This window comes from Treponema sp. OMZ 855, from assembly GCF_024181145.1.
Taxonomy (GTDB): domain Bacteria; phylum Spirochaetota; class Spirochaetia; order Treponematales; family Treponemataceae; genus Treponema.
Map to the genome: position 1 here is coordinate 2,147,515 of NZ_CP051194.1, position 23,424 is coordinate 2,170,938.

Annotated in this window: 14 protein-coding genes and 1 other RNA gene; 6 read left to right on the top strand and 9 right to left on the bottom strand. The window is 46.5% G+C overall.

Annotation, left to right across the window (positions count from 1 at the left end; translation table 11 throughout):
- Position 1: 1 nt before the first annotated feature.
- From E4N65_RS09745 to E4N65_RS09775, 7 genes are read right to left on the bottom strand one after another with little or no spacing between them, the layout of a single operon-like run.
- Complete coding sequence (locus E4N65_RS09745; RefSeq protein ID WP_371921816.1) at positions 2-9,748, bottom strand: toxin TcdB middle/N-terminal domain-containing protein; 9,747 nt, start codon at positions 9,746-9,748, stop codon at positions 2-4.
- A 15-nt stretch (positions 9,749-9,763) separates the two neighbouring features.
- Positions 9,764-10,468, bottom strand: a complete 705-nt coding sequence (locus E4N65_RS09750; RefSeq protein WP_253673037.1) for a hypothetical protein — start codon at positions 10,466-10,468, stop codon at positions 9,764-9,766.
- Between the two features lie 30 nt (positions 10,469-10,498).
- The gene (locus E4N65_RS09755) at positions 10,499-11,695 is read right to left on the bottom strand and encodes a type II secretion system protein GspD (RefSeq protein WP_253673038.1); all 1,197 of its coding nucleotides are present in this window, start codon (positions 11,693-11,695) and stop codon (positions 10,499-10,501) included.
- Positions 11,696-11,707: 12 nt separating this feature from the next.
- Positions 11,708-12,469, bottom strand: a complete 762-nt coding sequence (locus E4N65_RS09760; protein ID WP_253673039.1) for a hypothetical protein — start codon at positions 12,467-12,469, stop codon at positions 11,708-11,710.
- Positions 12,466-13,491: a hypothetical protein gene (locus E4N65_RS09765; RefSeq protein ID WP_253673041.1), complete on the bottom strand. Its 1,026-nt coding sequence runs from the start codon at positions 13,489-13,491 to the stop codon at positions 12,466-12,468. The genes E4N65_RS09760 and E4N65_RS09765 overlap by 4 nt, the downstream gene beginning before the upstream one ends.
- Entirely contained in the window at positions 13,478-14,119 is a 642-nt protein-coding gene (locus tag E4N65_RS09770; RefSeq protein WP_253673043.1) for a hypothetical protein, read from the bottom strand. Before E4N65_RS09770 ends, E4N65_RS09765 begins: the two co-directional genes overlap by 14 nt.
- A 2-nt stretch (positions 14,120-14,121) precedes the next feature.
- Positions 14,122-14,718, bottom strand: coding sequence for a tetratricopeptide repeat protein (locus E4N65_RS09775; RefSeq protein ID WP_253673044.1), 597 nt, complete (start codon positions 14,716-14,718; stop codon positions 14,122-14,124).
- Positions 14,719-14,850: 132 nt separating this feature from the next.
- Between E4N65_RS09775 and lepB the strand changes: the two genes are divergently transcribed.
- Genes lepB through E4N65_RS09790 form a run of 3 tightly spaced genes read left to right on the top strand, consistent with a single transcriptional unit; the run spans position 14,851 to position 19,263 of the window.
- Positions 14,851-15,378: a signal peptidase I gene (gene lepB, locus E4N65_RS09780; RefSeq protein ID WP_253673045.1), complete on the top strand. Its 528-nt coding sequence runs from the start codon at positions 14,851-14,853 to the stop codon at positions 15,376-15,378.
- Complete coding sequence (locus E4N65_RS09785; protein ID WP_253673046.1) at positions 15,369-17,246, top strand: penicillin-binding protein; 1,878 nt, start codon at positions 15,369-15,371, stop codon at positions 17,244-17,246. Before lepB ends, E4N65_RS09785 begins: the two co-directional genes overlap by 10 nt.
- Positions 17,227-19,263, top strand: a complete 2,037-nt coding sequence (locus tag E4N65_RS09790) for a motility associated factor glycosyltransferase family protein (RefSeq protein WP_253673047.1) — start codon at positions 17,227-17,229, stop codon at positions 19,261-19,263. Before E4N65_RS09785 ends, E4N65_RS09790 begins: the two co-directional genes overlap by 20 nt.
- 576 nt (positions 19,264-19,839) lie before the next feature.
- Here E4N65_RS09790 and E4N65_RS12185 read toward each other — a convergent pair.
- Positions 19,840-19,974 (bottom strand): hypothetical protein, encoded by a 135-nt coding sequence (locus tag E4N65_RS12185; RefSeq protein WP_256478608.1) that lies wholly within the window; start codon positions 19,972-19,974, stop codon positions 19,840-19,842.
- A gap of 31 nt (positions 19,975-20,005) precedes the next feature.
- Between E4N65_RS12185 and E4N65_RS09795 the strand changes: the two genes are divergently transcribed.
- Positions 20,006-21,049 (top strand): hypothetical protein, encoded by a 1,044-nt coding sequence (locus tag E4N65_RS09795; RefSeq protein WP_253673048.1) that lies wholly within the window; start codon positions 20,006-20,008, stop codon positions 21,047-21,049.
- A 3-nt stretch (positions 21,050-21,052) separates the two neighbouring features.
- Here the strand turns inward: E4N65_RS09795 and ssrA are convergent.
- Positions 21,053-21,401, bottom strand: a transfer-messenger RNA (tmRNA) gene (gene ssrA, locus E4N65_RS09800).
- Positions 21,402-21,492: 91 nt separating this feature from the next.
- On the opposite strand from ssrA, the gene E4N65_RS09805 reads away from it, so the two are divergent.
- Complete coding sequence (locus E4N65_RS09805; RefSeq protein WP_253673049.1) at positions 21,493-22,194, top strand: Bax inhibitor-1/YccA family protein; 702 nt, start codon at positions 21,493-21,495, stop codon at positions 22,192-22,194.
- Between the two features lie 288 nt (positions 22,195-22,482).
- Entirely contained in the window at positions 22,483-23,397 is a 915-nt protein-coding gene (locus tag E4N65_RS09810; protein ID WP_253673050.1) for a hypothetical protein, read from the top strand.
- Positions 23,398-23,424 lie beyond the last annotated feature (27 nt).

The following is a 23,424-nucleotide window of genomic DNA, read 5'->3' on the forward strand; positions in this document are numbered from 1 at the left end:
GTTACCTTGAATTAAATCCATAATTAGAACCAACGCTCATGCTCCAATAAAATGGTTTAGTACCAGTTTGGCGGAAGAACGGCTTCATATCATATTGTCCATGGGTACTTCCTAATGTTATACATATTGGATTAAATCGTGAAACATAGCCATAATTATATGTTGAAGAATCTATTTCTGTTCCAATATAATTGTCTTGTGCATCGAAAATAGCTTCACGTCCATCTGTATTGCAGAATTTTACATTTCTTCCACCATTTTGATTACGCTGATGTTCATTATCTCCCAGATATGGAATCATTTGAAACCATCCACCTTTTTCCATATCTGCTCTTGAATATTCATTTTTACCCTCTGAATTCAGATTCAAAAATGAACGTAAATCCTCATTCATAAATTTTTCATCACCAGACATACTAAAAAACAATCCATGTAATTTCATATTATTTTTTAGTTGAGTTCGCATAAATCCAGCCTTTGCACCAGCTGCTGTTGTTCCTTTTTTTACACTACCAACTTCACTTTTTAAATAAGCCAATTGATCTTTTACACTCATATTTTTAAAATCTTTTATCTCTTGTTTTGTATATCCGTTTTCTTCATCATATAATCCTGTCGGATCTAGGAATTTCACAGGATTATTCCCCGCATAATGATAGAGATGTAAATTGACCGTATTATATACGCCGCCCATTCCCGCAAGCTTTGACGGATCAGTGCCTGCAGCTGGGACGTAGTCTCCCAACGCCGGGTCTCCACTCAACCATCTACTATACTTCGGGTCTAAGTAGCGCGCTCCGTAATAGTATAAGCCCGTCTCCTCATCCATCTCCTTGCCGGTAAACCTGAACGGCAGTTTGTCTAACCCCGCAGCTACTTCTTCTATCCACAGTTCCCCGTAAGGTGTGTATTCGATGTGCTCGTATTGTTTACCTCTCCAGTCGGTTACAAACTGCGCGCTGCCTAAGTGGTCTGAATGGTAGTAGTAGCGCTTCTCCCGTTGCTCTGCATTATCTCCGTTGTTGTCGGTGTGTGTCATTGCCGTTACAAGACGTGAGTTACCCACAAAGATGTGCTTATGCACTCGCAAGCCCTGCGGATTGTTTTTGTCTTGCACGGGGATGTGTATCGTGTAGAAGTTATTAAAGTAGAGCGTTTCAGAACGTCCCTCTTCTGTATACTTGAGCGCTCGCTGCCCGTCCTCACCGTAGCGGTAGTGTACGGTGTACGTACGATCGCTTGACTTCGTTAACTGATTCTTCTCATTCCACGTGTAGTTACGGCGGTATGCAAATAGGTTTTCAGGACGCGTCTCTTCTGTCTCCTTCGGGGCGTCAAGGCCGAAGCCGTAGTCGGCGCCGTATACGTCGGTGTCAGGGTCGTAGCTGTAGGTAAAGATAAACTCATCATCCTCGGTAAAGGGGCCGTCTTTTTCTGCCGTGATGTTGCCGTTCGCATCATAGCGGTAGTAGCGGTTTCCGGCGTGTACGAGCCGGTGTGCATAGGCCGGGTCGTATTCGTAATCAAGACTGTAGTCAAGCTCTGCTTTCGGGTAGGCGTTACCGCGGGCGCCGGGGAGGTTTGTGGTACTGGACTTCTTTGTCATGTTTCCGATGCCGTCAAAGGCAAAGTCTTGCTTGTATTTTGCGACATTGACCGGTGTGCTTCCAAAGCTTTTTATCGCTTTGTATTGGTTGCTTGTCCCCTCTACTCCGATAAGTTGGTAGAGGTTGTCGTATGAGTAACTTTGGCTCGTCTCGTACACGCTTGCGTCATTGCTGTAGCCTAAGACGTTCCCGACTTTGTCAAAACTATAGGTGATTTTCTGGAACACCTCGTCTGTTTGCTTATTTCTCGTCTCTATGTCTTTCAGCCACCGCCGTTTGTCGTCATAGCGGTAGCGGGTCTCTACGCCGTTTCCGTATTTGATGTAGACTCTCTGCCCGTGTTCGTCATAGACAATCGTATCAATATAGGAATAGGTTTCACTTCCTTTTACCGTGTTTTTTACACCGCTTACGCCTTTGAGCTGTCCGCCTTTGTCGTAGGTATAGGTAATGGTCTCCCCATCGGGGTACTTCATGGTCTGCATACGGCCGAGGTAGTCGGAGCGGTAGGTAAAGGTTGCCGTTTCCGGTTCGCTTAACGCCTCGTAACGCTTAATTGTCCGCGTCTCTTTTATTACTTCGCTTAACTTCCCGTACTCGTAGCGTATTTCTCCACTCTCATCCTTCTTATGGACTATCTCTCCGGCACCCGCTTGCCCTGCTTCGCCGTATTCATAGGTTACGTCTTCACTAAACGGGTAGTCTATTTTTACGAGCCGGTCAAAGCCGTCGTAGTGGTACTGTATCTCGCTTAACTTACTGCGCAGCAGTGAATCCGATTCCGCTTCAAGGAGGCCTTTATTATCATAGCGCCATTCTTTCCTTCCGGTGTCTTTACTTTCTAAGGCTACTCTTCTACCCAACAGGTCGTATGTTACCGAGACAATGTTTTCATTGGCGTCGTATGCGCGAAGCATTTCGCCGAGGACTGAATATTCGTAGCGGCCTTTGGTTAATACTGTGCCGTTTTTATCAAGGCGTTCCACCTCGCGGATGTTTCCACGGGCGTCTTTCTTGGTAACGCTCTTATTCTCTAACGGGTCGGTTGCCTTTGTTACCTGTAAACCGTCTTCTATTGCATACTCATTTTTCTGCTCGCTTCCGTCGGGTAATAGCGTTTTAATCACTCGGTCGATGCCGTCGTAGGTGTACGCGGTTTCATTTCGCAGCGCTGTAAAGTCGTTTGTTTCATAGAACTGCTCGACGCTTGCGTAAGAAGCTTTATTTGCAAGTTCAGCCGGTAAATCGCCTCCATAGAAGAAGGGCATTCCTTCTTTTATCTTTCTTCCTGCCTCATCGTAGTGTGTCGCCCCTGATATATTCCAGCCCACATTCGTTTCTCCGGCGGTTCCTTCCCGGTACACTTCCCCTTCTTTCGCGGTGTAGAGGGCACGGCCTAAGCCGTCATGCATGACTATCGTTTTCATAATGGCTTCGTCCGTTGCCTCAGTAGTAAGCTTATTTGCCGTTACGGTGTACCAGAAAGAAGATGCGGGGGTATGGTACTCGTACTTTGCGTAGGGAGTACCGGCCGTATCATCATAGGGACTTTGTACTTCAATGACCCGCCCGAAGCCGTCATAGCGGTACTTCATGGTGTTACCCGCGCTGTCGGTTTCTTCAAGTTTTACTCCTAAGGCACTGTCCCACAGGAGCGTACTCTCGTACGGAGTGCCGCCTTTACTGCCTTCTTCCGTTATTTTAACCGGGTATATCCCATCTTGGTAGCGGTAGCTTACCTTCTTGCCTGTGGGACTTATCAGGGTCTTAATGTTTCCCTTCTCATCCCAGTCTATCGTGTAGGTAAGACTCGTGCCGCTTGAGATGTATTGCTTTAGTTCCGTTATCGCACCGGTGTTATTATCGTAGCGTCCTTCGCGTTTCCGCAATAACCTGCCGCTCTTGCCGTCCAGCACTTCTATCCGTTCGGGGTGCGCTTTAAAGTAGCGCCGCTCATCGGCACTGTCCCAATACCGTATTCGGGCAATGATGTCGTCGTCGCTTCTACTGACGTCTCCCTTGTCGTCCAGCTCCGTAACGTTACCGTATCGATCATAGCGATAATCGCTTTCCGTTTGTATCGACCGGTATCCTTCCCGTATGGTGTTCCACTCTCGCTTTACCCGTGCATGGGGGACTTCATCCGTTTCATACTCTTTTATCGAATAAACGATGCCGTTATGGCTGACCGTCTCTTTTTTTACCATCCCTTTGCGGTAATAGGCATCAATGTAATACTCCGTCTCGCTCGTCTTTCCCGTTCCCGTTACTGCTTTTACCGTCTTAAACCCGTAGAACTCTTTTGCTTTGCGGTCATAGTAGCCGTCTTTGTAGGTGTAGGTTGTGCGGTACGATTGTATGTTTCCGCTCTTACTCTGCAGCCCTGAGTTCATTGTGACGCTGCTTAGCACATACTTACTCTGCGGCAGCTCCCGTGTGTTCCCTACTCTTTGATACTCTATCTCATAGCTGCCGCCGGTCGGAAGGTGTATCGTTTTTAATAGTCCTACTTTCCCTAACTTGTTCCGCTGTACATACAGCTTATCGGAGCCTCCGATGTTGAAGACCCTGTCGGCGAGGCCGTCCCCGTCTACGTCAAAGAGGCGTAAGCTCACTTCGCTTTTGCTATAGGTTCCATTCACTCCACCTGAAAAGTTACAGGTAATAAAAATCCCTACCCACACAAGAAACCCTATCTGTCCCGATAATCCTCCGGAGACTCCCACACTTTGGCTTGTGTTAAACTCCAATGCTTTCGGTATCTGTAATAACTTTTCTATTTCACTTCTTTCGGTACTCTTATTCATATTTTCCGGCCGGTACGGTACCTGTATCTTCTCGGATGTCCCCACAAGATCCGCCACTACACGGTTATAATACGCAGCGTACTCTGCCCCTTCGATATTCCGTATCTCTATTGTCTTTTCTTTCCCGTCAAAGCCTGCTCCATAGTTCAGTTTGACGGCATAGCTGCCGTCTTCCTTTACTTTTAATACGTCCGGTAACCCGTCTCCGTTGATGTCTGCTATAAGGGATTCTGTGGCCGTCTGGCTGATATTCACGTTGACCCCTAGGTTTCCTCCGCCATAATTCGCCTTCGCCCCGGCACTCACTCCTATGCCGAAGTTTCCCCCGCCGCTTTTAACGCTTCCTTCCGATACGTTCACTGCCTGCCACGCCCCTACCGCTCTAAATTCTTCTCCAAGGTTTAGCTTCGCTCCTGCTGCCGTTTGGTAATCGGGTAGCCCATCTCCGTTTATGTCTACTAATCCACCTGTCTGCTGCTGCCGGCCTCTGGAATAGTTTACTCCCTCATTCACACTCGCCCCATACGGTGTCGAACCGGCCGGTTCCAGTGTAATGCTTTTAACTCTCCCTTCAGTATCTCTGATTACCCCGACCGATCCTGAAAGCCCTATACCCGCTCCAAATACTTTCGATTCATTACTATTAGTCGACAGTGCTCCTCCCTGTATACCTCCTTTCTTCTTCTGAAAGACTCCTTCTGCATTCCCGTACTGGACGCTCAGGCCTCCGCTGCTTGTTTTTACTATATCAGGGTACCCATCCCCATCGATGTCTTGATAGCTTTGTACCTGCTTACTTTCTCCCTTATTAAAACCGACACTGGCATTGATCGATGCGACTGACACACCCGCGTGTGCTTCGAGTGTTTTATCAAAACTACTGCTCTCGTTCGCGGAAAGGGCAAAGCCTCCGTCTTTTATCCACGGCAGGTTTTTGTATGCCCCTCCGGTGATCCGGCTTGAGTGCAGCACTTCATTATCAATATACGCTGCATAGTAATGAATGGTGCTCGAAACTTCTCCCTCTCTATCAAAACCGTTTTCACTCGTGCTCGCAAACGCTCCGATAAGGCTTTCTTTTGAAAAAACAAGTCCGCTTCTCCTTTCCTTCTTCGGCGCTTCTCCTTTCGGTTCGCTCTCCTGACCTTTCTTTACGTATGTTTGATATCTCTGCACCGGAATATACCCGCCCAGTGTCACCCCTTCCTGTATCTTCTGCATTACTTCTGCTTTTACCGTCTCTCCAATCGCTTCCTCGTTTCCATTCTCTTTCAGCGTCTTGGCAAACTTATTTTTCTCTTCTTCACTATTTTTCTGGCTCTCTTTAATATTTTGCTTCTTTCGTTCAGCAACATTCTCGTCTTTATAAGCCGCGCTTTCCTCATACTCATTCGGTGCAAAAAGAGAAGCAATACTGAACTTTTGTTCCCCCCACCTCGAATACAGTCCGTAATACCACCGCTTCCCTCCGCCATACATCCGCTCATGCCGGTTAAAGCCTTCTATGCCGGCAGTCCCTTCATACTTCCCGCTTTCATAGTTCTCATTTCCTCGGTACACAGCTATCTCTTCCTCGACTGTTACGACCTGCCCCCCTTGTATCTTCACTATTGCTATCTTCCCGTCTCGTACCGGATACCGGCTCTCCTGCGGGTACTCTACTACCACCCCCACTTCCTCGTAGTAATAGCTTTCTACATACGCTAAAAACTTCCTCACTTCTTCTTTCTCAAGGTGCTCTTTTGTCGTCCGGTATTCTTTCTTTGCCCCATCATACGTAAAGTATGGAAAATCATACGCCTCACTTTCATACCGTTTCAGCTTCTTCTCTAGCTGCGCACGTTCAGCTTCTCCTATCCCGCTCTTTATTTGATACAAGCTTCCAATCGCTTCAAAATACTCTCTTCCAATTGCCTCTTTCTCTTCCGCTGTGAATACCCCAACCTCCCGTATCCGTACCTCTCCTGCTTCTCTCTGCTCGATAATAACTTTAATCCCGCTCCGCGCTTCTTTTAACGCCTCTGCTATCGCTTGTATAACGAGGGCTCCTTCACTTTCCTTTAGCCGCCGCTCATTTCCCGCTTTCTCATACAGCGTTCCAATCGCAACCATTTGGGCGTTTTTGATAACTGTTTTATCCTTTATCTTCTCATACGCAGCTTCACTCAAGCCTTCTACCCGGCTGATACGATATTCGATACCGCGCTCGACAATATCGCCCATCCCTTTCTCATATTCTTGCTCACTGATTATCTTCCCGAGTGTTCTCCCCTCAAGCACAATCGAAAACTCATACCCTGTTTTATTCCGCCCATCCACTACCGCCTTTACCGTATCACCCTCTTTCGTTATAATCGCTTCTTCTTTTCTCTTTCCCTGCTCATACAGAACAAGCGTTCCTCCTTCCTTGCCCAGCCGGTACGTCTTCCCGTTGATTGCTCCTACTGCTATCCCTTCCGTATCTTCGTAACCTCGCGCTCCTTTTTCCCGCTCACTATTCGTTTTGAGCGTTAGCCTATCGCGGTAGTAGGCTTTCCCATCCTCATAATACAGCGGGTACTTCACGCCTCCATCAGCGCTTTTATACCCTGCCGCTTCTTTTTGCTCGGCTTCACTCATCTTTTTGATTACATCACTGTTCAGTGTAGCGCCGCTCTCTTGCCCGTCGTACACATATTCTTCAAAGCCCCCGTCGTATTCCATACTCTTTTTTAGGCTTTCTTTTGCAGTATCTGTTCCCAGTCCCTTATAAAATGCTTCAAAGGCATCTTTTCCTATCTCACTGCCGATGTATGTGTAATACCCTTTTTCCAGTATCTTTTCTATCGCTTCCTCATCAAGCCGCGTAACGTAATTCCCCGCTTTAAGTTTCCACTCCCCGCTTCCCCCGTGATCTGCTTCATAGTATCTTTTCCATGTTTCATCAATCTGCGCAACAGTGAGCCTTTCAGGCAGCTGGTACGCTATATGCGCTCCCAGTAACTCATCTCTTTGGTATTCGCTGTACCGTATCCGTATCCCCGCTTTGACGCTCTCTCCGACTTCTGCCTTGTTATCCGTCTCCGTCGCAAAATAAATATATTCGCCCCGTCTCACCGCTTCCGTAAAAACATACTGCTTCTTTTCCGTGCATTCCCCGATCCTCACTCCTTCCTTATTCGTACCCTTCCATACGCTTAACAGTCCTGCCCCTATTTCTTTTACGTCTACTCCTATCTCAATCTTTCCGCTTACCTCACTCCGCCACGCTTGCACTCCTTCTTGAAAGTAATGCCCTTTCTCCGCTTTCTCTCTCTCTTCTTTACTTACCCCTATCTCCGCTTCCTCTATCCCGCTTAAAGCAATTCCCGCTTTAAAGCCTCTTCCCCGGTCGTTTTCGTAGTACTTTCCCTTCGACACAAAATCCACATACCCGTCCCGGTTTACATCTGCAAATTCGCTTTTACTTTCTCCTCGCCCTCCCTGTTTTGTCAGTCCCGCACCCGCTCCGGCCGAGCCTGCCCCAAAACCCACATTAATATCTACCTTCCCGCCGATACTCCAGTTCCAATCCTCATTCTCACTTAAATAAAGCCCTTTCAATGCCTTCCCATCAAAGTACTCAGCCCGCTCATATCCTATCTTTCCGTCGCTGCGCTTTTTCCCTTCATATATCCTTATTTCCCCTTTCTTCCACTCCACAATGTCCGCTATCCCGTCTCCCGTTACATCCACAAAATTCCGCTTACTATGCCCACTCCCGCTTCCGGCAGAAGCGGTCATGCCTCCCGATATCGACACGCTGTTTGTAAAGTTTACTCCCGCTCCTCCGCTGCCGCTTCCCCCTCCGCTAATGTGCACACTTTCCGCGATGCTTCCGCTTCGCTCCCAGCCTTCCGTCTCTCCAAATACTTTTATCCTTCCGCTCCCATCTTTCTCCGCTTCTTCGTACCCGAATTCATACCCATACCCTTCGCCGCTTCCTTCTCCCTTTACTTCAAGCTTTACAAGAAGGCTCTCTCCCATCTCGTTTTCTCGGTATTCAAAGCCGTACCTCCTCACAACCCGCCCGCCAACACTCATCTCTATACTGCTAATCCGCTTACTTTCCTTCCGCACATACTTTCCACGTCCCTCAAGCCGCACATCACCTCTGCCTTCATACTCAATACGCACGTGCCGCTCGCCCTCTTTCCCGTATACAATCTCCTCAAGAACAACTTCTTCTCCCTCTGCGCCGTTTTCTTTCTTGTACACATACTTCACCTCGTTGCCGAAGCTGTCTCTCTGGCTATCCAAATAATAAATATATTTTGCTCCCGCTCCTTTGCCGCTCCACCTTTCTTTCCCGTATATCTTTACCCGTCCGTCTTTCCCCGTTACTTCAAAATAATTTTCACTTACTCCTCTCCCTTCTACCCACCCGTTGGCTATCCGTTCATACCGCTGCTCCTTCTCCTTTATCCACGCTCCCCCTTCATACCTCACACGGCTGCCTTCTACAATGTATGTGTCCTTCCCGTTATACTCAGGTAGGCCAAACCGTGTGTCGATGCTTATGCTTTCTATTCCTCCTAAACTCCACCCCTTTCCTAATAGTCCCCAGCCGCTTCCGCTCGCATAGCTAAGTGAAAGATTCGGCGCCATCCCTTTCATCCCTTCCGGTACTTTGAGCTTTATACCGAACGCCGCGCTTCCTTCACTTCCCCCTTGTAATCCTTCTATTCCCTCTATCCCCCCTGCCGCATCCGCCGCCTTTAACTCCTTGATGCTGTTTAAGTTCACACGCACCGGTTCAGGGCTCTCCGGTAAACTCAACGTCCCGTTGATCATATCCGTAAAATGATCCGTATACGATTCGATCCGCTTCCCTTCCTCATCGACTCTCTTTCGCTCTAATGCAACCCACCGCTTCTCTTTCTCATCGTAGTAGTATGTATAAATCCCCTGCGCGTCTTCCCCTTCTATCCGCTCATCGTACTCAAGCGATAGCTCGCACGCTTTCTTAAATTTCATCCCCTCAGGTAAAAACCGCCATCCGCCAAAGCCCGCCGTTACGTTCTTTACTTCTCCTCCCTCTGCTACTTCATACAGCCGGCTAATCGTTATCTTTGTTGCCTCTTCCACTGCTCCGCGAGGAATCACAAACCGTACTCCTTCCGCCTCTAACACTCCTCCCTCTTGCCCGATAACCTTTTGCGCTACGAGCTCGCTTGCTTCTCTCTTCACGCCGCGCGCCCCTTCTCTCCGCCCCTGTCCGTACACACCGCCGGGCGCTATCACCGTAAAAAGGTAGACCATAAATACTGCTTTCTTCACCATCCCTGCCAAGGCTTCTTTTATTCTTTTCATCATCTTCACCTTCTCCCCTTACCTCACCGCCTCGTACTCTATCCACACGCACTCGCTCGGGAATTTATCCTTCGCCGATATCACCGCTATTACTCCTGCTTCGCCTTCCCCTAAGGCATACTCATCCGCATTGTTAATCGTGTACTCTGCGTTTCCTTCACACCCTTTGTCATTAAAGTATATCTGTATCGCCTTTCCGGCTTTCTTTACGCTGATGCTATTCGCCACCCCGTAGCCCTTTGCCAACCGTTCGCTCACTTTTTTCCATACTATATGCTTATATTCCCCGTTCACTGCATAGCCTACCGAGTATCTTCCGTCCGTATGTATCAGTACAACGAGCATCCGGTACTGCTTCTGTCCTACCTCTGTCTTGGTACTGTAACATACAAGCCCGTACCCGGCTTCGCTTGCGCCTGCTTTCTTTACGACCCGTATGCACGGTTTCTGTTTATCTATCTCTTCTCCAAAAAATTTCCATAAGGTGTATCCTCTTACACTCCAATATTTTGTGTCGTTTACCTTAAATATAACCTTCCCGTCGGCTCCTTTAGTAAACAATATGTCTTCAGAGGGTTTGCTCTCTTCCTCCTTTTCCTCTATTTCTTTCCCTTCGTCAAGCGGGTTATTTCCGACGGTACCTCCCGAACTGTACTGATTAACACATCCTGTCAATAATCCGAGGCACAACAACAAAGTAATAATCTTGTTTGTCTTTTTCATAGTTACTCCTATAAAATTTTCCGATGCTTTTCAGTTCGCTTCTTCTACATACTTCTTATACAGCCGCATCAGTCGCTCGCTCTTTTTCTCTTTTTTCTCTTTCTCCCGATGCAGATACGGCACAATGTAAATAACCATCTCCGTCACTGTTTCCGCCCCGCTCGTATCTTTAAATAACATTCCCGCTATCGGTATATCGCCGAGTCCCGGTACTTTTTTTTCACTCGAATTTCTTTCCGCTTGCAACAAACCGCCGATAATAATCGGCGTACCCGATTGCGTCCTCACCTTTGTCTTTACGATCTTCTCCGACGTCGGCGGCAGCACCCCGCTTGTTACTCCCCCCGATCCCTGCTTCGACACTTGCGCATTTACTTCCATCGTTATCATTCCGTCTCCGGAAACATTCCCCTTGATATTTAGCAATAACCCCGACGTTATCTCCCTCATCGACCCATATAAGGGCTTGCCATTTGAATCGAACGTCTTATCGATATAGCGAAACGTATTCGTATTTTGGAATTTCACCTCTTCTCCCGTCAGTCCATTCAGCGTTGTGTCCGCTAATACTCGTGCCTTGTTTTCGGATAACTCAAAGCTCAACTTTGCAATAAACTGATAGCCGAATTTCGAAACAATATCAAAATTGATATTAAAGATATTACTCATCACGCCGGAAAACTCACTCATCGGCTGTCCCTTACTCTTCTTTACTTCTAGGCTCTTAGTCCAATTCATATCCTCGCTTTTCTCATACTGCACCACCAATAATTGGTACCGTATCTGCGCCTTAGGTTTATCGATCAGTTCCAGTTCTTTTAAAAACTGCTCTTTTCTCCCTTCACTCCCGTTAAAAAAAAGAATGTTCGGGTTACTCGTTACCGTTATACTTTCTTTATTCACCGACGGCGGTAAATTCCTTAACAGTTCTTCCGTCGATAGATACTTTAGCGTTACCGCTATCGCTTTCGGCTCCTCATCCAGTATCCGAATATACTCTTCTACGACCTTTTTCTCTTTTTCTCCGCACCGAATAACAAATCCGTTTCTGTCCGTTAATATATATATTTTGTTCTTCTTCAATCCTTCCGGTAATGCGTCGATAAATTTTTTCGCTTCAATGTATTGCAGCTCATATTTTTCGCTGCTCCTTTCTTCTTCCGCTTCCTGTCCATATAAGCAAAGCGATAAAAAAAGTATGCCCAGTAAAACGACCTTTCTTTTCATCTCGCGCTTTCCCTACTCAATTGATAGAAGGCGCAAGGTATACCGATAGCATGCACCTCCCGCACTTCCGCTTACGACAATGTTCTTATCCAATGATATTTTAAACCTCAATTCTTTTTCGTAGTCCGTATCATTTTTTATCTCAACGGCGCCATTCGTTGCAGGACGCTCTTCCTCTCCGTTGTCCGGTTTCGTGATAACAAAGGGCTGGTTTGCAACATTATAGACAATCGTTATCTTCGCCTGCCTCCTCGCCGGAACTCTTACCTTATACCAGTCTTCATCCTCTAAAATCGTCCCTTCCGTCGATCGGTAATAATACACATTTGCTTGTTTATCGCTTTCCAAAAGGACGGCATTCTCTTTCTTATCATTCGGTTCATACACGTCTTTTACCTGTTTACTGTATATCCCCATGTAATGCGTCTTTCCTTTAAAACCTCTTTTTCCCCTCACCTTATCCAGCCGATATAAGTACCGTGTATCTTCTTTTAACACCGCATCTTCATACCTCGTCCCGTCTCCCTCATATACTTTTTCAAAATGTAACGGCTCCCTATCTTCACTCCTCATCACAATATACTTATCACTTCGCTCATCTTTTGCCCAACTGCACCGTATGACATTCTCTTCGCTAAATGAGTCTACGTTCAGATAAAACGTATCGGGATCTTCCTGATTCCGTGTAACAATCTCGTATATCCCGTTCCCGCATCCGGAAAAAAACATTGCACCACTGAGCACCAAAGCCGCCGACATCACGTTCCTTTTCATATTCGCGTATGCTCCTTTTTAAATACTTCCACTTCCACCCCGAACGTCCCTTTATATTTTCCCATCACTTTCTTATAAAAAATGCATTCAAAATCGCTTTCAAATACGAGCTTTACCTTTTCGCTTATTCCGTATTTATATCCAAGCCCGGCGACAATACCGACCGCACCCGAATTGACTACACGCGTATCCGCATATTTATCCGTATATGAAAGAATATCAAAGTCGTATACTACCCCCATTTTCCCGTAGATACGGTGATCATTACGGAAATGAAGATATGTATTCATATATCCCGCTATATTCACGTTATGTAAGTAACTTTTTACTGCCCCTTTTCCGCTAACTCCAAACCGGTAGTCCGCGGCACACCCGATAGAAAAATAGAGGTTCATTTTTTTCGTTAAAACGGCTCCGTCATTCGGAATGACTTCCAACCCTCCTCCGGCACTTACCGTACCGCTTAAATACTGAAGCCACGCTTTGTTGATAAATGTCCAATACCCCGCTTCCACCTGCACATTGATTCTACTGTGTGTTTTATTTTCATCTCTATCGGGCAGGTAAAAAAGCTCCTCCAATTTTCTCACTACTTTTCTGCTGATATTTTGTATAAATGCTTCGTAATCTTCCGCTCCGTCTTTTTCGTATACCGTGTAAATAGTTTTCCGTCCCTCTCCATCAAATATTCTGATCTCTCCCTCATACGTCTGTTCGCTTTTTCTAATCCACCCGTACAATAAATATGCTATTTTTTCTTCTTTACATACTTTTAAGGCATCATAGGAAGACCTCACCGTCTTTATCTGTGCAGGTGTTTTCACAGCCGTCATCGCAAGAGCACCTTTTTGTTCCTCTATGCTCGTATAGATATCATCCCGATACCGCTCGTCTATTCCATAACTTTCCCCGCCTTCATCCACAGTTAAGATCGGCGCGATATATACCTGCTCCCCATATACCCCGGCAGTAGCCCATACGATAATCATAGATGTTAATAAAAGCAGCTTACCGCGCTTCATATTCTATAGCTCGCTCCTTTTCGATAAACGTTTCTATCTTTTTAAAGCTGTCCTCTCTCATGCCCTTTCCCCGAAGATATTCAATTTCTTTCAGCAGAAATTCATAGTTTTCTTTGTTCATTTCATTCGCGTAAAACAAGCTGTACATCCGATAATACCGGCTCATAAGTCGCTCAGGATCTTTTTCTACAATTTCATCATATAGTTGATATGCCGCGGCATATTTCTTTCCCTTTAAAAGCCGGTAGGCTTCTTCTTCTTTCCCTGCCAAATACGCTTCATCATACAGGAGCCGCACTCCTTTCCCGCTCTCTTTTTCTCCTGCCGGAACTTGCCCCGCTACTCCGCGTTTTACTTGCCCCTGTGCAATCATCGTTTTCTCTATCCTGTCCAGTCGATCGTTTATATTCGCTTCGCTTACCGCGATCGCTTCTTTTATCTTCTCTTCCTGTGCCCCAAGCGCTTTTTCAGCTGCATCTCTCCCTTGCTCTAAGGCAAGCGTCAGCATCCTTTCCATCTCTTTTTGCCTGCTTTGCACACTCAACAGTAGAGCGACATTCAAAACTAAAAGCGCAAAAGCCGACACTACCGAAGCTTTCCTGAGGTATCCTTTTATCCGCCGCTCCACTTTTATTTCCTTACCCTTTCCAGTCTCTGCATAAACGCTTTTACCGCAGCATCTTCCTTTCTGCTCATGCTTTCTAACGCCGCAAGCGCCTCATCAGCTTTCCCTTCCCTATATCGTATCACCGCTCTCAAATAAAGACTTTCATCTCGGCTCTCTTCTATTTCGAACGCTCGATCAAGAAACCCCTCCGCTTCTTCATAGTTTCCGTTCTCTATCACCCCTTCTGCTTCTTTTAATAAGTATTCACCGCTTTCAAGCCTTAAATGCAATAAGCTCAGAGGTTCATAATAAAATACCTGCTTAAATTTTTCATACCCTTCTTTTTCCAATTCTATCAGTTGTTCCTTCTTATCCTTTATATCCGCAAAATAAAACTGTAGGATAAACCGCCCCTGCCCGTCCGACACCGCCTTCAGCTTTCCGTTTACCTTTACGTTGACCAACGCCACACCTTCTTCCCGTTCGTCATAGATCATCCCATACATGACTCCTGCATCATCTTTGTATTTCTTATTCCACACGCTCGTGCAGGACATCACCGCCGCCGCAACTACGGCAGCCGCCAAAACTAAAAGCAATTTATTTCGATTCAGCATCATATACTCTAAGAATATACCACACCATAATACCGCTGTCAAAACAAAAATAGTTCGTTTTAGCCTGAAGGAGGAATGGGGCATCGCGGTTGCTTCACGCTGGAAAAAATCTTGCTTTTTTGCTATCTTTAACCGGTGAAAAGAAAACTCCTGGGCTTCCTTGTGTTAATAGGCGGCCTGCTCTTTTTAAAAAGCTATGTTTTAGATATACGGCGAATTTCGGGACATTCGATGGAACCTACCCTTTCCGATGGGCAGTTTGTTGTTATATGGAAATTGGCGTATGGAATTCAGCTTCCTGCTGCGAACCGGTATCTTTGCCGCTGGGGAATGCCGAAAACAGGGGATACCGTCCTCTATCATATAGACGGGCGGTTTGTGGTAAAACGCTGCGTAAAAATAGAAAATACGGAACTGCATTTTATTTCGGCTCCGCAAAAATCAGCGGAAAGTTATGGTTCGCTTATATTAGACGATAATAGAACTGTTGCGCTTAACCGCGTCCAATTTAGAAATCTGGGAGGATTTTTACCGCAAGCCGAACAATATGTTCCTGCCGGTTTTATTTTAGCACTCGGCGATAATGCAATCCAATCCCGCGACTCCCGTGATTACGGATTTGTCTCGGTCGATAGTATCTGCGGTCGGTTACTATGGAACTAAATCATTTTATTTCTAAAAAACGCATTATCTTTTTTATCGGCTTATTGCTCCTCTTTACCGGCTTAATCGTTGCAAAATATGCGCAGGCGATGCTTGGGACGGAACCGGAAGTACGTACCGTTAAGAAGAGCCGCGAACGGGGTTCAATTTTAGATCGGAACGGAAAAATCTTAGCGGCAGCTACAACGCTGTATAACCTATCGGTAAATAAAACATTGATTGGGGATGTTAACCGTCTTGTCAATATCCTTTCCCCGATTCTCGAAATATCGGAATCCGAGCTGCTTGATAAAATTCAGGCTTCCAAGTCGAATTTTTTGTATTTAAAAAAGAAATTGAGTGAAAATGAAAAAGATATTTTAAAAGATGCAATACGGGAATATAATTTAAAAGGGATCAGACTTGAAGCGGTAGCAAACCGGATCTATCCTGAAAATGCACTTGCATCGACGCTGATCGGCTATCTTGGCGATGACGGTAAGGGATTGGCAGGTATTGAATACTCTATGCAAAATATCCTTTCCCCGCCTGAAGGTACTGCCGGTGCGGACAAAAACGGTTATACGGTTGCCTTAACAATCGATGCTTCCATTCAATATATGCTGCAACAGATAGCCGAACGGACAATGAAGAGCTCAAAGGCGGAGGCAGTCATTTTTTTGGCAGCAGATGCAAAGACGGGCGAAATCCTTGCGTATATAAACGAACCGTCGGTTGATTTAGCTCATTTTACATCCAGCAAAAAAGAAGACCGGTTTGACCGTCCCGCATATTTTATTTATGAGCCGGGATCCGTTTTTAAGATTTTTTCGATAGCATCTTTCTTAGAACTCGGCACGACGAAGGATTCCGATGTCTACACCTGCGATGCACAATTTGCGTTTAAACCGCGGCAGCTAAGTGAAAAAAAAGATCAAAACGTGATCCGTTGTTTGCGGGTGCACGGCCAAGTAACACCGCGCGACATTATCAGATTTTCTTGTAACGACGGGATGGCGCAGATTGCCGATAAAACAGATGCCGCGGCTTTTGCCGAAAAGCTGCGGGCATTCGGGTTCGGGAAAAAGACCGGTCTTGAGCTGCCCGGAGAAGCGGCGGGCATTTTTGCGCCGGTATCGTCATGGTCAGCCCGTACCAAGCATACCATTGCGATAGGGCAGGAAATCGGTGTTACATCCCTGCAAATCGTACAAGCCGCAACAGCCTTTACCAATAAAGGTAAAACCTTAAAACTCAGTCTTTTATCCGAAATTCTGGATTCGGCAGGTAAGCCTGTCTACCGGCATAAACCGAAACCGCTTGAACAGGTTATTTCGGCACAAACCGCAAAGATGGTACTCGGTTATATGCAGACCGCCGCTGATGACGGTACCGGCTTTCGCGCTTCGATTAAAGGTGTACCGATTTCCGTTAAGACCGGTACGGCACAGATGGCGCAAGCGGATGGGCGCGGTTATAGTTCTACCGATTACCTCAGCAGCTGTATCGGTATTTTTCCCGTCGATGACCCCCAGATTATCCTGTATATGGCGGTTATCCGTCCTGTCGGGGAAACCTACGGTTCGTTGGTTGCCGCGCCGGCTATTTCGGAAGCTGCAAATGTAATCATCGATTATCGCGGTATGGGGCGGGCAAATGCTCCGAATGTAACCCATACCGGCATTATTCAATCGCACCGCCAAACACCGGTAACCGTCGGCGACACGATGCCCGATTTGATCGGCACCCCCAAGCGGCTGCTGCTCGATTTATTAGGCAGAACCGATATTACGGTTAAGCTGACCGGAGACGGCTATGTAACTGCCCAGAGTCCGGCAGCGGGAACGCCGGTTGTAAAAGGAATGATCATTGAACTCACCCTCGAATAACGGCGCAGCTTTTATCGGCGCAGCTTCTGTCGGCTCGGCTTCCACCGGAAACAACGGTGCGTCCATCGGTGCCGGAACAGCTTCTGCCGGCGTACCCTTTACCATCGATACCGAGGTGTTCCTCCAAAACTGTAACAGCTTTACCGCCCGCTTTCCCGAACAGGCGGCAAGGATCGGACTCAATCGCCCGGAAACAGCGCTCCAGTGTTTACAAGCCGTACCGCCCGCATATCGATTAGTACAAGCAAAAGCAAAGGGTATGGAACATACGCCGACGCTGGCGGTAAACGGCAGCTTTGTGCATTCCAAATATAACCCTCAAGAAGAAGCCCGCCGTATCCTCGATTCCGAATTTTTTCAAACCGCAGAGGCGCAGAGCCGCTGTATCTTTACGGGGCTTGGCTTAGGCTATCTTGCTTTGCAGTATATCGAACGGTTTCCCGCTGCCGAAGCGGTCATCATCGAAGCGGATCGGGATATTTTTCTGTGCTGCTTGGCTGCCCGCCCGCTTGCTTCCTTTTTTCGGCACCGGCGTTTAAGCCTTCTGATCGGCACACAACCGGAAGAAGCAGCCTCGTTTCTCGCCTCAACAGGATGGAATAACAAGATACTGTTTAAAGCGCCCGTTTCTGCCGAAGCGTATAAGCCGTGGTACGGGACTTTTTTTACGCTGCTTGAGCGGAATAAAATGAAAAACAGCATCAATGCCAAAACGCTGGAACGCTTCGGTACGCTGTGGTTAAAAAATACGGTAAAAAACCTCGGTATGCTTTGCACGACGGCAAAGATCGGCTGTTTTAAAAATGCTTTTCCCGATGCGGTAGCCGTCGTACTTGCCGGCGGGCCGAGTTTAACCGCTCATCTTGAGCAGATTAAAAAAAGCGGCAAAGATTTTTTGATTATTGCAGTGGATACGGCGCTGCGGGCATGTCTGCGGGCAAGCATTACACCGGATTTTATCCTCAGCTTTGACCCGCAGTATTGGAACTACCTGCATACCGCCGGATTGGACACAAGCAAGTCTATTTTAATCAGCGAGGCAGCGGTTTTTCCGGCGGTACTCCGGCAGCGTTACCGCGCAGTATTCCTCTCCGAATCTTCGGTACCCTTTGCCCGTTATCTTGAAGGAAAAGGCGGAGAACAGAACGGCGATGAGGACTGTGTACTCGCCGCCGGAGGTTCGGTTGCAACGACTGCGTGGGATTTTGCGCGGTATATCGGCGCCAAGTCCGTTATCATGGCGGGGTTGGATTTGGCTTATCCCGGTAAGCAAACCCACTTTGCAGGCAGCACCTTTGAAGAAGCCGTCCATACCCGCTCTACCCGTGTTGCTTCCGCAGAGCAAGCGAATTTTAACAGCTTATATTCGGCATTTCCTTCGCTGCATCAGGATTATGCCGGAGGTACGGTGCTGACCGACCGCCGGATGCTGCTCTATGCGTGGTGGTTTGAAAGCACGCTTGCCAAATATCCGGAGGTTAAAACCTTCAATCTTATGCCGCACGGAGTGTTTATTCCCGGAATGCCTGCCTGTACTGCGGAAGATTTTGCGGGCATGACCGGCGGACTCCCGCGCACCGCCATCGATGAACGGTTGGAAACTCTTGTAAAAAGTGTGTATTCCCAAGCATTCCTAGACGGCTGCGGTGCGCGGAAGCGGCAGTTAGCCGCTTCGGTCAAGGCAATGACCGAGAGTGCCGCCGGTCTCGCAGCTCAAGCGGAAAAAGCCGAGGCATTGTGCCGCCGTTTAGCGGAATACAACGAAGCAGGCACACCAAAAAACGCACATTCAGGTAACGGGAGTTGCGCCCGTGAGCAAGCTGCCTTAATTACACAGCTCAACAAAATAGACGAGAACATAAAGAACGGCTTTGCGAAAGATTTGGTTGCCGTACTCTTTTTTCACGACGAAACCGGCAAAGATAGCGGACTGCCCCCCATCGCTGCGGCAGAAACGATATACAAAAGGATTCGCCGAATGGCGATGCAGGTGTACGAGATATTTAAAAACAAGTAGATAATAGACCTATTCGATAACTGCGTTTTCGAATAGGTCGACGAGTTCTAAATCGCGCAAATAGCACGATTTAGAACATCGCATTTCAAGGTAACCTGTTCAGAAACGGAAGTTTCCGAACAGGTTTAATATCTTAAAGAACAAAAAACTTCTAAACATTTTCAAGCAGCCGCCGATAATAAAAACAGAAGGGGACATTAAACGGCGGTACCAACATCCAGACGCCGTTTCTTATACACCCGAAAATGAGGGCGGTTTGATGCTGTTGATCAGGCCGTCCTTTTCTTTTGAAAATATACGGGGCATCTACTTCGTTGCCTTGTCAAAAGTGTACATCCTTGTACACTTTTGACAGCGAGTTTCAGCATCGCTGAAACATCGCTTCTGATAGAACCAGCGGCATCCGTGCCGCTTCTGAATATCCTCAACGTATCGGAACCGCCAAGGATGGCGGTGGTTTTAGTCAGTAGCGTGTTTGCCCTGCAAACACGCAGGTAAAAAATATACAAGGATGTATATTTTTTACCGTGCCTGCGCTTAATCTGTGCTCGCGCCTCGTATCTATACCGTCTATTTTCAAAAGCGCTGTTCGGGAATGTGCAAGGATATACATTCCCGAACAATGGCATCCGTGCCACTTCTGAATATCCTCAACGTATCGGAACCGCCAAGGATGGCGGGGATTCCATGCAGAATCTGCGGGTGTTTCATACCTATAGCTTTTTGATTTACTGCCGATACTATGAAAGCTATGGTAGTATCTTTGCCGAAAAAAATCGCCCTACTTCTTTGTGCCGCCGTGTTTTATACCACCGGCGCTTCTGCCTATGATTCCGTCAATCCTGAAAGGAACACCGCCGTTCCGCAGGGACAGATTGAATGGAAGCCGGTCTTTCCCCGTGCCCTTTTCCTCAATAAACCGGAGATCACCGTGATGGAAACAGGCGGTCTGGCAGGGCCTATTGAGTATCAGGATATCATAAAGAACAAAGAGCGGGCGGAGCACGGCTTGCAATCGGTATTGCTCAATAGCGATGTTTTTGCGCTGTATGGAAAACCGAATGCCCGCACGATGGGGATACTCGGTCAGTATTCGCTTGAAGAGATTGAGCCGATTATGAACGAATTCGTTAAACTCTACGATTCCGCAAACGGCAATCGGAATATTATCCCTGCATTTTATATCATTTACGGTACCTGCTGGCCTGCCGGCGAAATCGGTATACTTTCTACCGCTATTGTAGAGCAGTATATTGCGTTTGCGGCGGAGCGTGGCTGGTATGTGTTCCTCGACCATCAAATCGGCAAGTACTCTGTAGCTGAAGCAACAAAAAAGCTGCTTCCGTTCTTAAAATACCCGAATGTCCATCTCGCGCTTGATCCCGAATGGAGAACCACAAAACCGATGAAGGAAATCGGTTCCGTTACAGCGGAGGAGATCAACGAAGCGCAGCAAATTATCCAGAATTATATGATTGAGCACGGTATCGGCGGCAGACGTATGTTGGTTATTCATCAGTTTAATGCAAAAATGATTCAACAGCGGCACTTAGTAAAAAGCAATTACGAGCGGGTGCAGCTCATTCATTGTTCCGACGGTTTCGGATCACCGAAGTTAAAAAAAGAAACGTATGCATATAACGCAGCCGCAAAAAATATTCCCTTAAAGTCGTTTAAGCTCTTTTTAAAACCGATGGTTGAGGGCGCCGGTTATGACGTTCCGATTATGAAGCCGGAAGAAGTATTTTTACTTAACCCGCGTCCGTATTTGATTATGTATCAATAGAAGTGTTGGAGATGGGGGGAATTGAACCCCCGTCCTAAAAAGAGACACAGGAGCGTCTACAGGTTTATCGGCGCGAGGTGATTGTCGGGATCCGGTGTCAGCGCCGAAAGCGTCGAATCCGTATTGCGGGAAGTGTCCTTTTTACCGTCCGCATCCGGTAAAAAGCAAGCTCCGAGTAGCGTCGGAACTCTACCTCGCTCGGAAGCAACACTCGGTAGGTTCCGCGATTACGCAGCTAATGCGTAGTCGGAACTGTCATTGTTGGCAGTTATAAAGTTTGCCGCTTTTTAGGAGTACGGCTCTCCACCTGCAACTCAAGCCTCTGCTTCCTAGTCGAAACCGGAACATCCCCAGGCTTAATCGCATCGAATATACGGATTTACCCGCCTCCTGTCAACACCCGATTGATTGACATATTAGATATTCATTTGTATATTAAGAACATGAACACATCACCTGACAACATTTCATTGCAGCAAGCAAATGAAAAAATCTCTCAGCGGTTTATCACCGCCGTATACGGATGGATGGTTGCAGCTTTAGCAATCAGCGGGATTGCAGCCTTTGCGGTCTTCAACAGCAGAACACTTGCACGGTTTATCTTTGGAAGCAACTTTACCTTCATGGGATTAATCCTCGCAGAATTTGCACTGGTCATTATTCTGTCGGCAGGTATTAGAAAAATGAGCTTTCCGGTTGCAGCCGCTTCTTTTGTAGTCTACTCGATTGTTAACGGATTGACGCTTTCGGTGGTACTCTTTGCCTACACGCGTACTTCTGTTGCAAGTATTTTTGTCATAACGGCGCTGATGTTCGGTGCAATGAGTATTTACGGGGCAACGACAAAGAGCAATCTAAACTCGGCTGGTAAGTATTTGATGATGGCGCTTACCGGACTGGTCATTGCATCAATCGTTAACTGGTTTATGAATTCTTCTTCGCTCAGTTGGCTGATTTCTTTTGTGGCTGTCGGTGTGTTTACCGGACTAACCGCTTATGATTCTCAAAAGATTACACAAGCTGCCCGTTATGCACAGGATAATGAAGATTTTAAGAAGGTTGCGATTATCGGCGCATTAGAGCTGTATCTTGACTTTATTAATATCTTCTTAGCCCTCCTCCGCTTATTCGGCAAAAGAAGATAAAGGCATCTCTAAAAATAGGGTTAGCTTTTAGGGGTTCCCATAACAATTGTTCGAAATGCGGCAACTGAACAAAATATACACTTTGCCGGTTGCTGCATCTCGATAGCGGAGTGCTATTTCCCTTCCATATATTATACATCCAACCAACCGTCAATATATCATAATCCTTTCCTTTTTCGATTTAACTATATATTTTCCAACGTCAATTTGCCAGAACTCATTATGAATAGACGGTTTACCTCAGATCGGTTAAAATATCTCCATCACTATCGAAAGGGGGTATATTATATGCTAAAACAGAAAGCCGTTATCCGTTTCTTTTGTACACTTGTATTTGCTGTAATCTGCGGAGCACATGCTGCGGCGCAAGGGTATCAAACAATCGATGATCAAATAATGGATTTTTATAAAACGAAAGAATATCAAAAAGCGCCGGAATTATTGAAATCTTTTTTTAACGAACACCACCCGGACAGAGAAGCCTCGTGGTATTATCCGACGGTATTCTTTTTTTCAAAAATCTTTCCTACGGAACAATCCTTCAATCAGCTTATGACCATATATAGCAAAAGCGATAGCGAAGAACGGCGGTTTCTTATTCTGGTTGTCGGCCTCAAAGATAAGCAGCTTTTAAACAAACTGTATGAAAAAGAAAATGATGCTTATTTAAAAGGTTTTATCAAAGGTGTTATCGATGATAAAACCGAATATGATCCGCTGACAGCCGATATACGCAATGCAACGGAACTTGATATACTCTGGAGTATCTTTTTTGCAACAGGCGATTCCGCACCTATTCAGAAAATTGCCTCTGTGTTGGCATGGGAGGATATTTTTAAAGATAAAATTACGGCGTTTAAGGGCACTAAAGAACAAAAAGATGAGCTTATAAAACTTCTTTCAGATTTTGATATTAAATATAACAATGGAAAGCCGGATGCACTTATGGAGGACTGCGATATTTCCGTGTTGGATAAGTACCGGGAACATCCGGAGAGTTTTAAACAATTAATTAATATACTCGATATAACAGGTGAAGAATTATACCGAGCATCCATAAAGTATTCAGCCTTTTGGTCGCTCGCCGGTAATTTAAATCGGCATGCGCCGGTACGGACCGAATGTGCGCGGATTGCCGACGATAACGATGCGCCTGAACGGAATGTAATGCTGTTCATTTTGGTTAAGTCGATTATGTACTAACGCGTTGCTTCTTTTGCGGTTACCCTT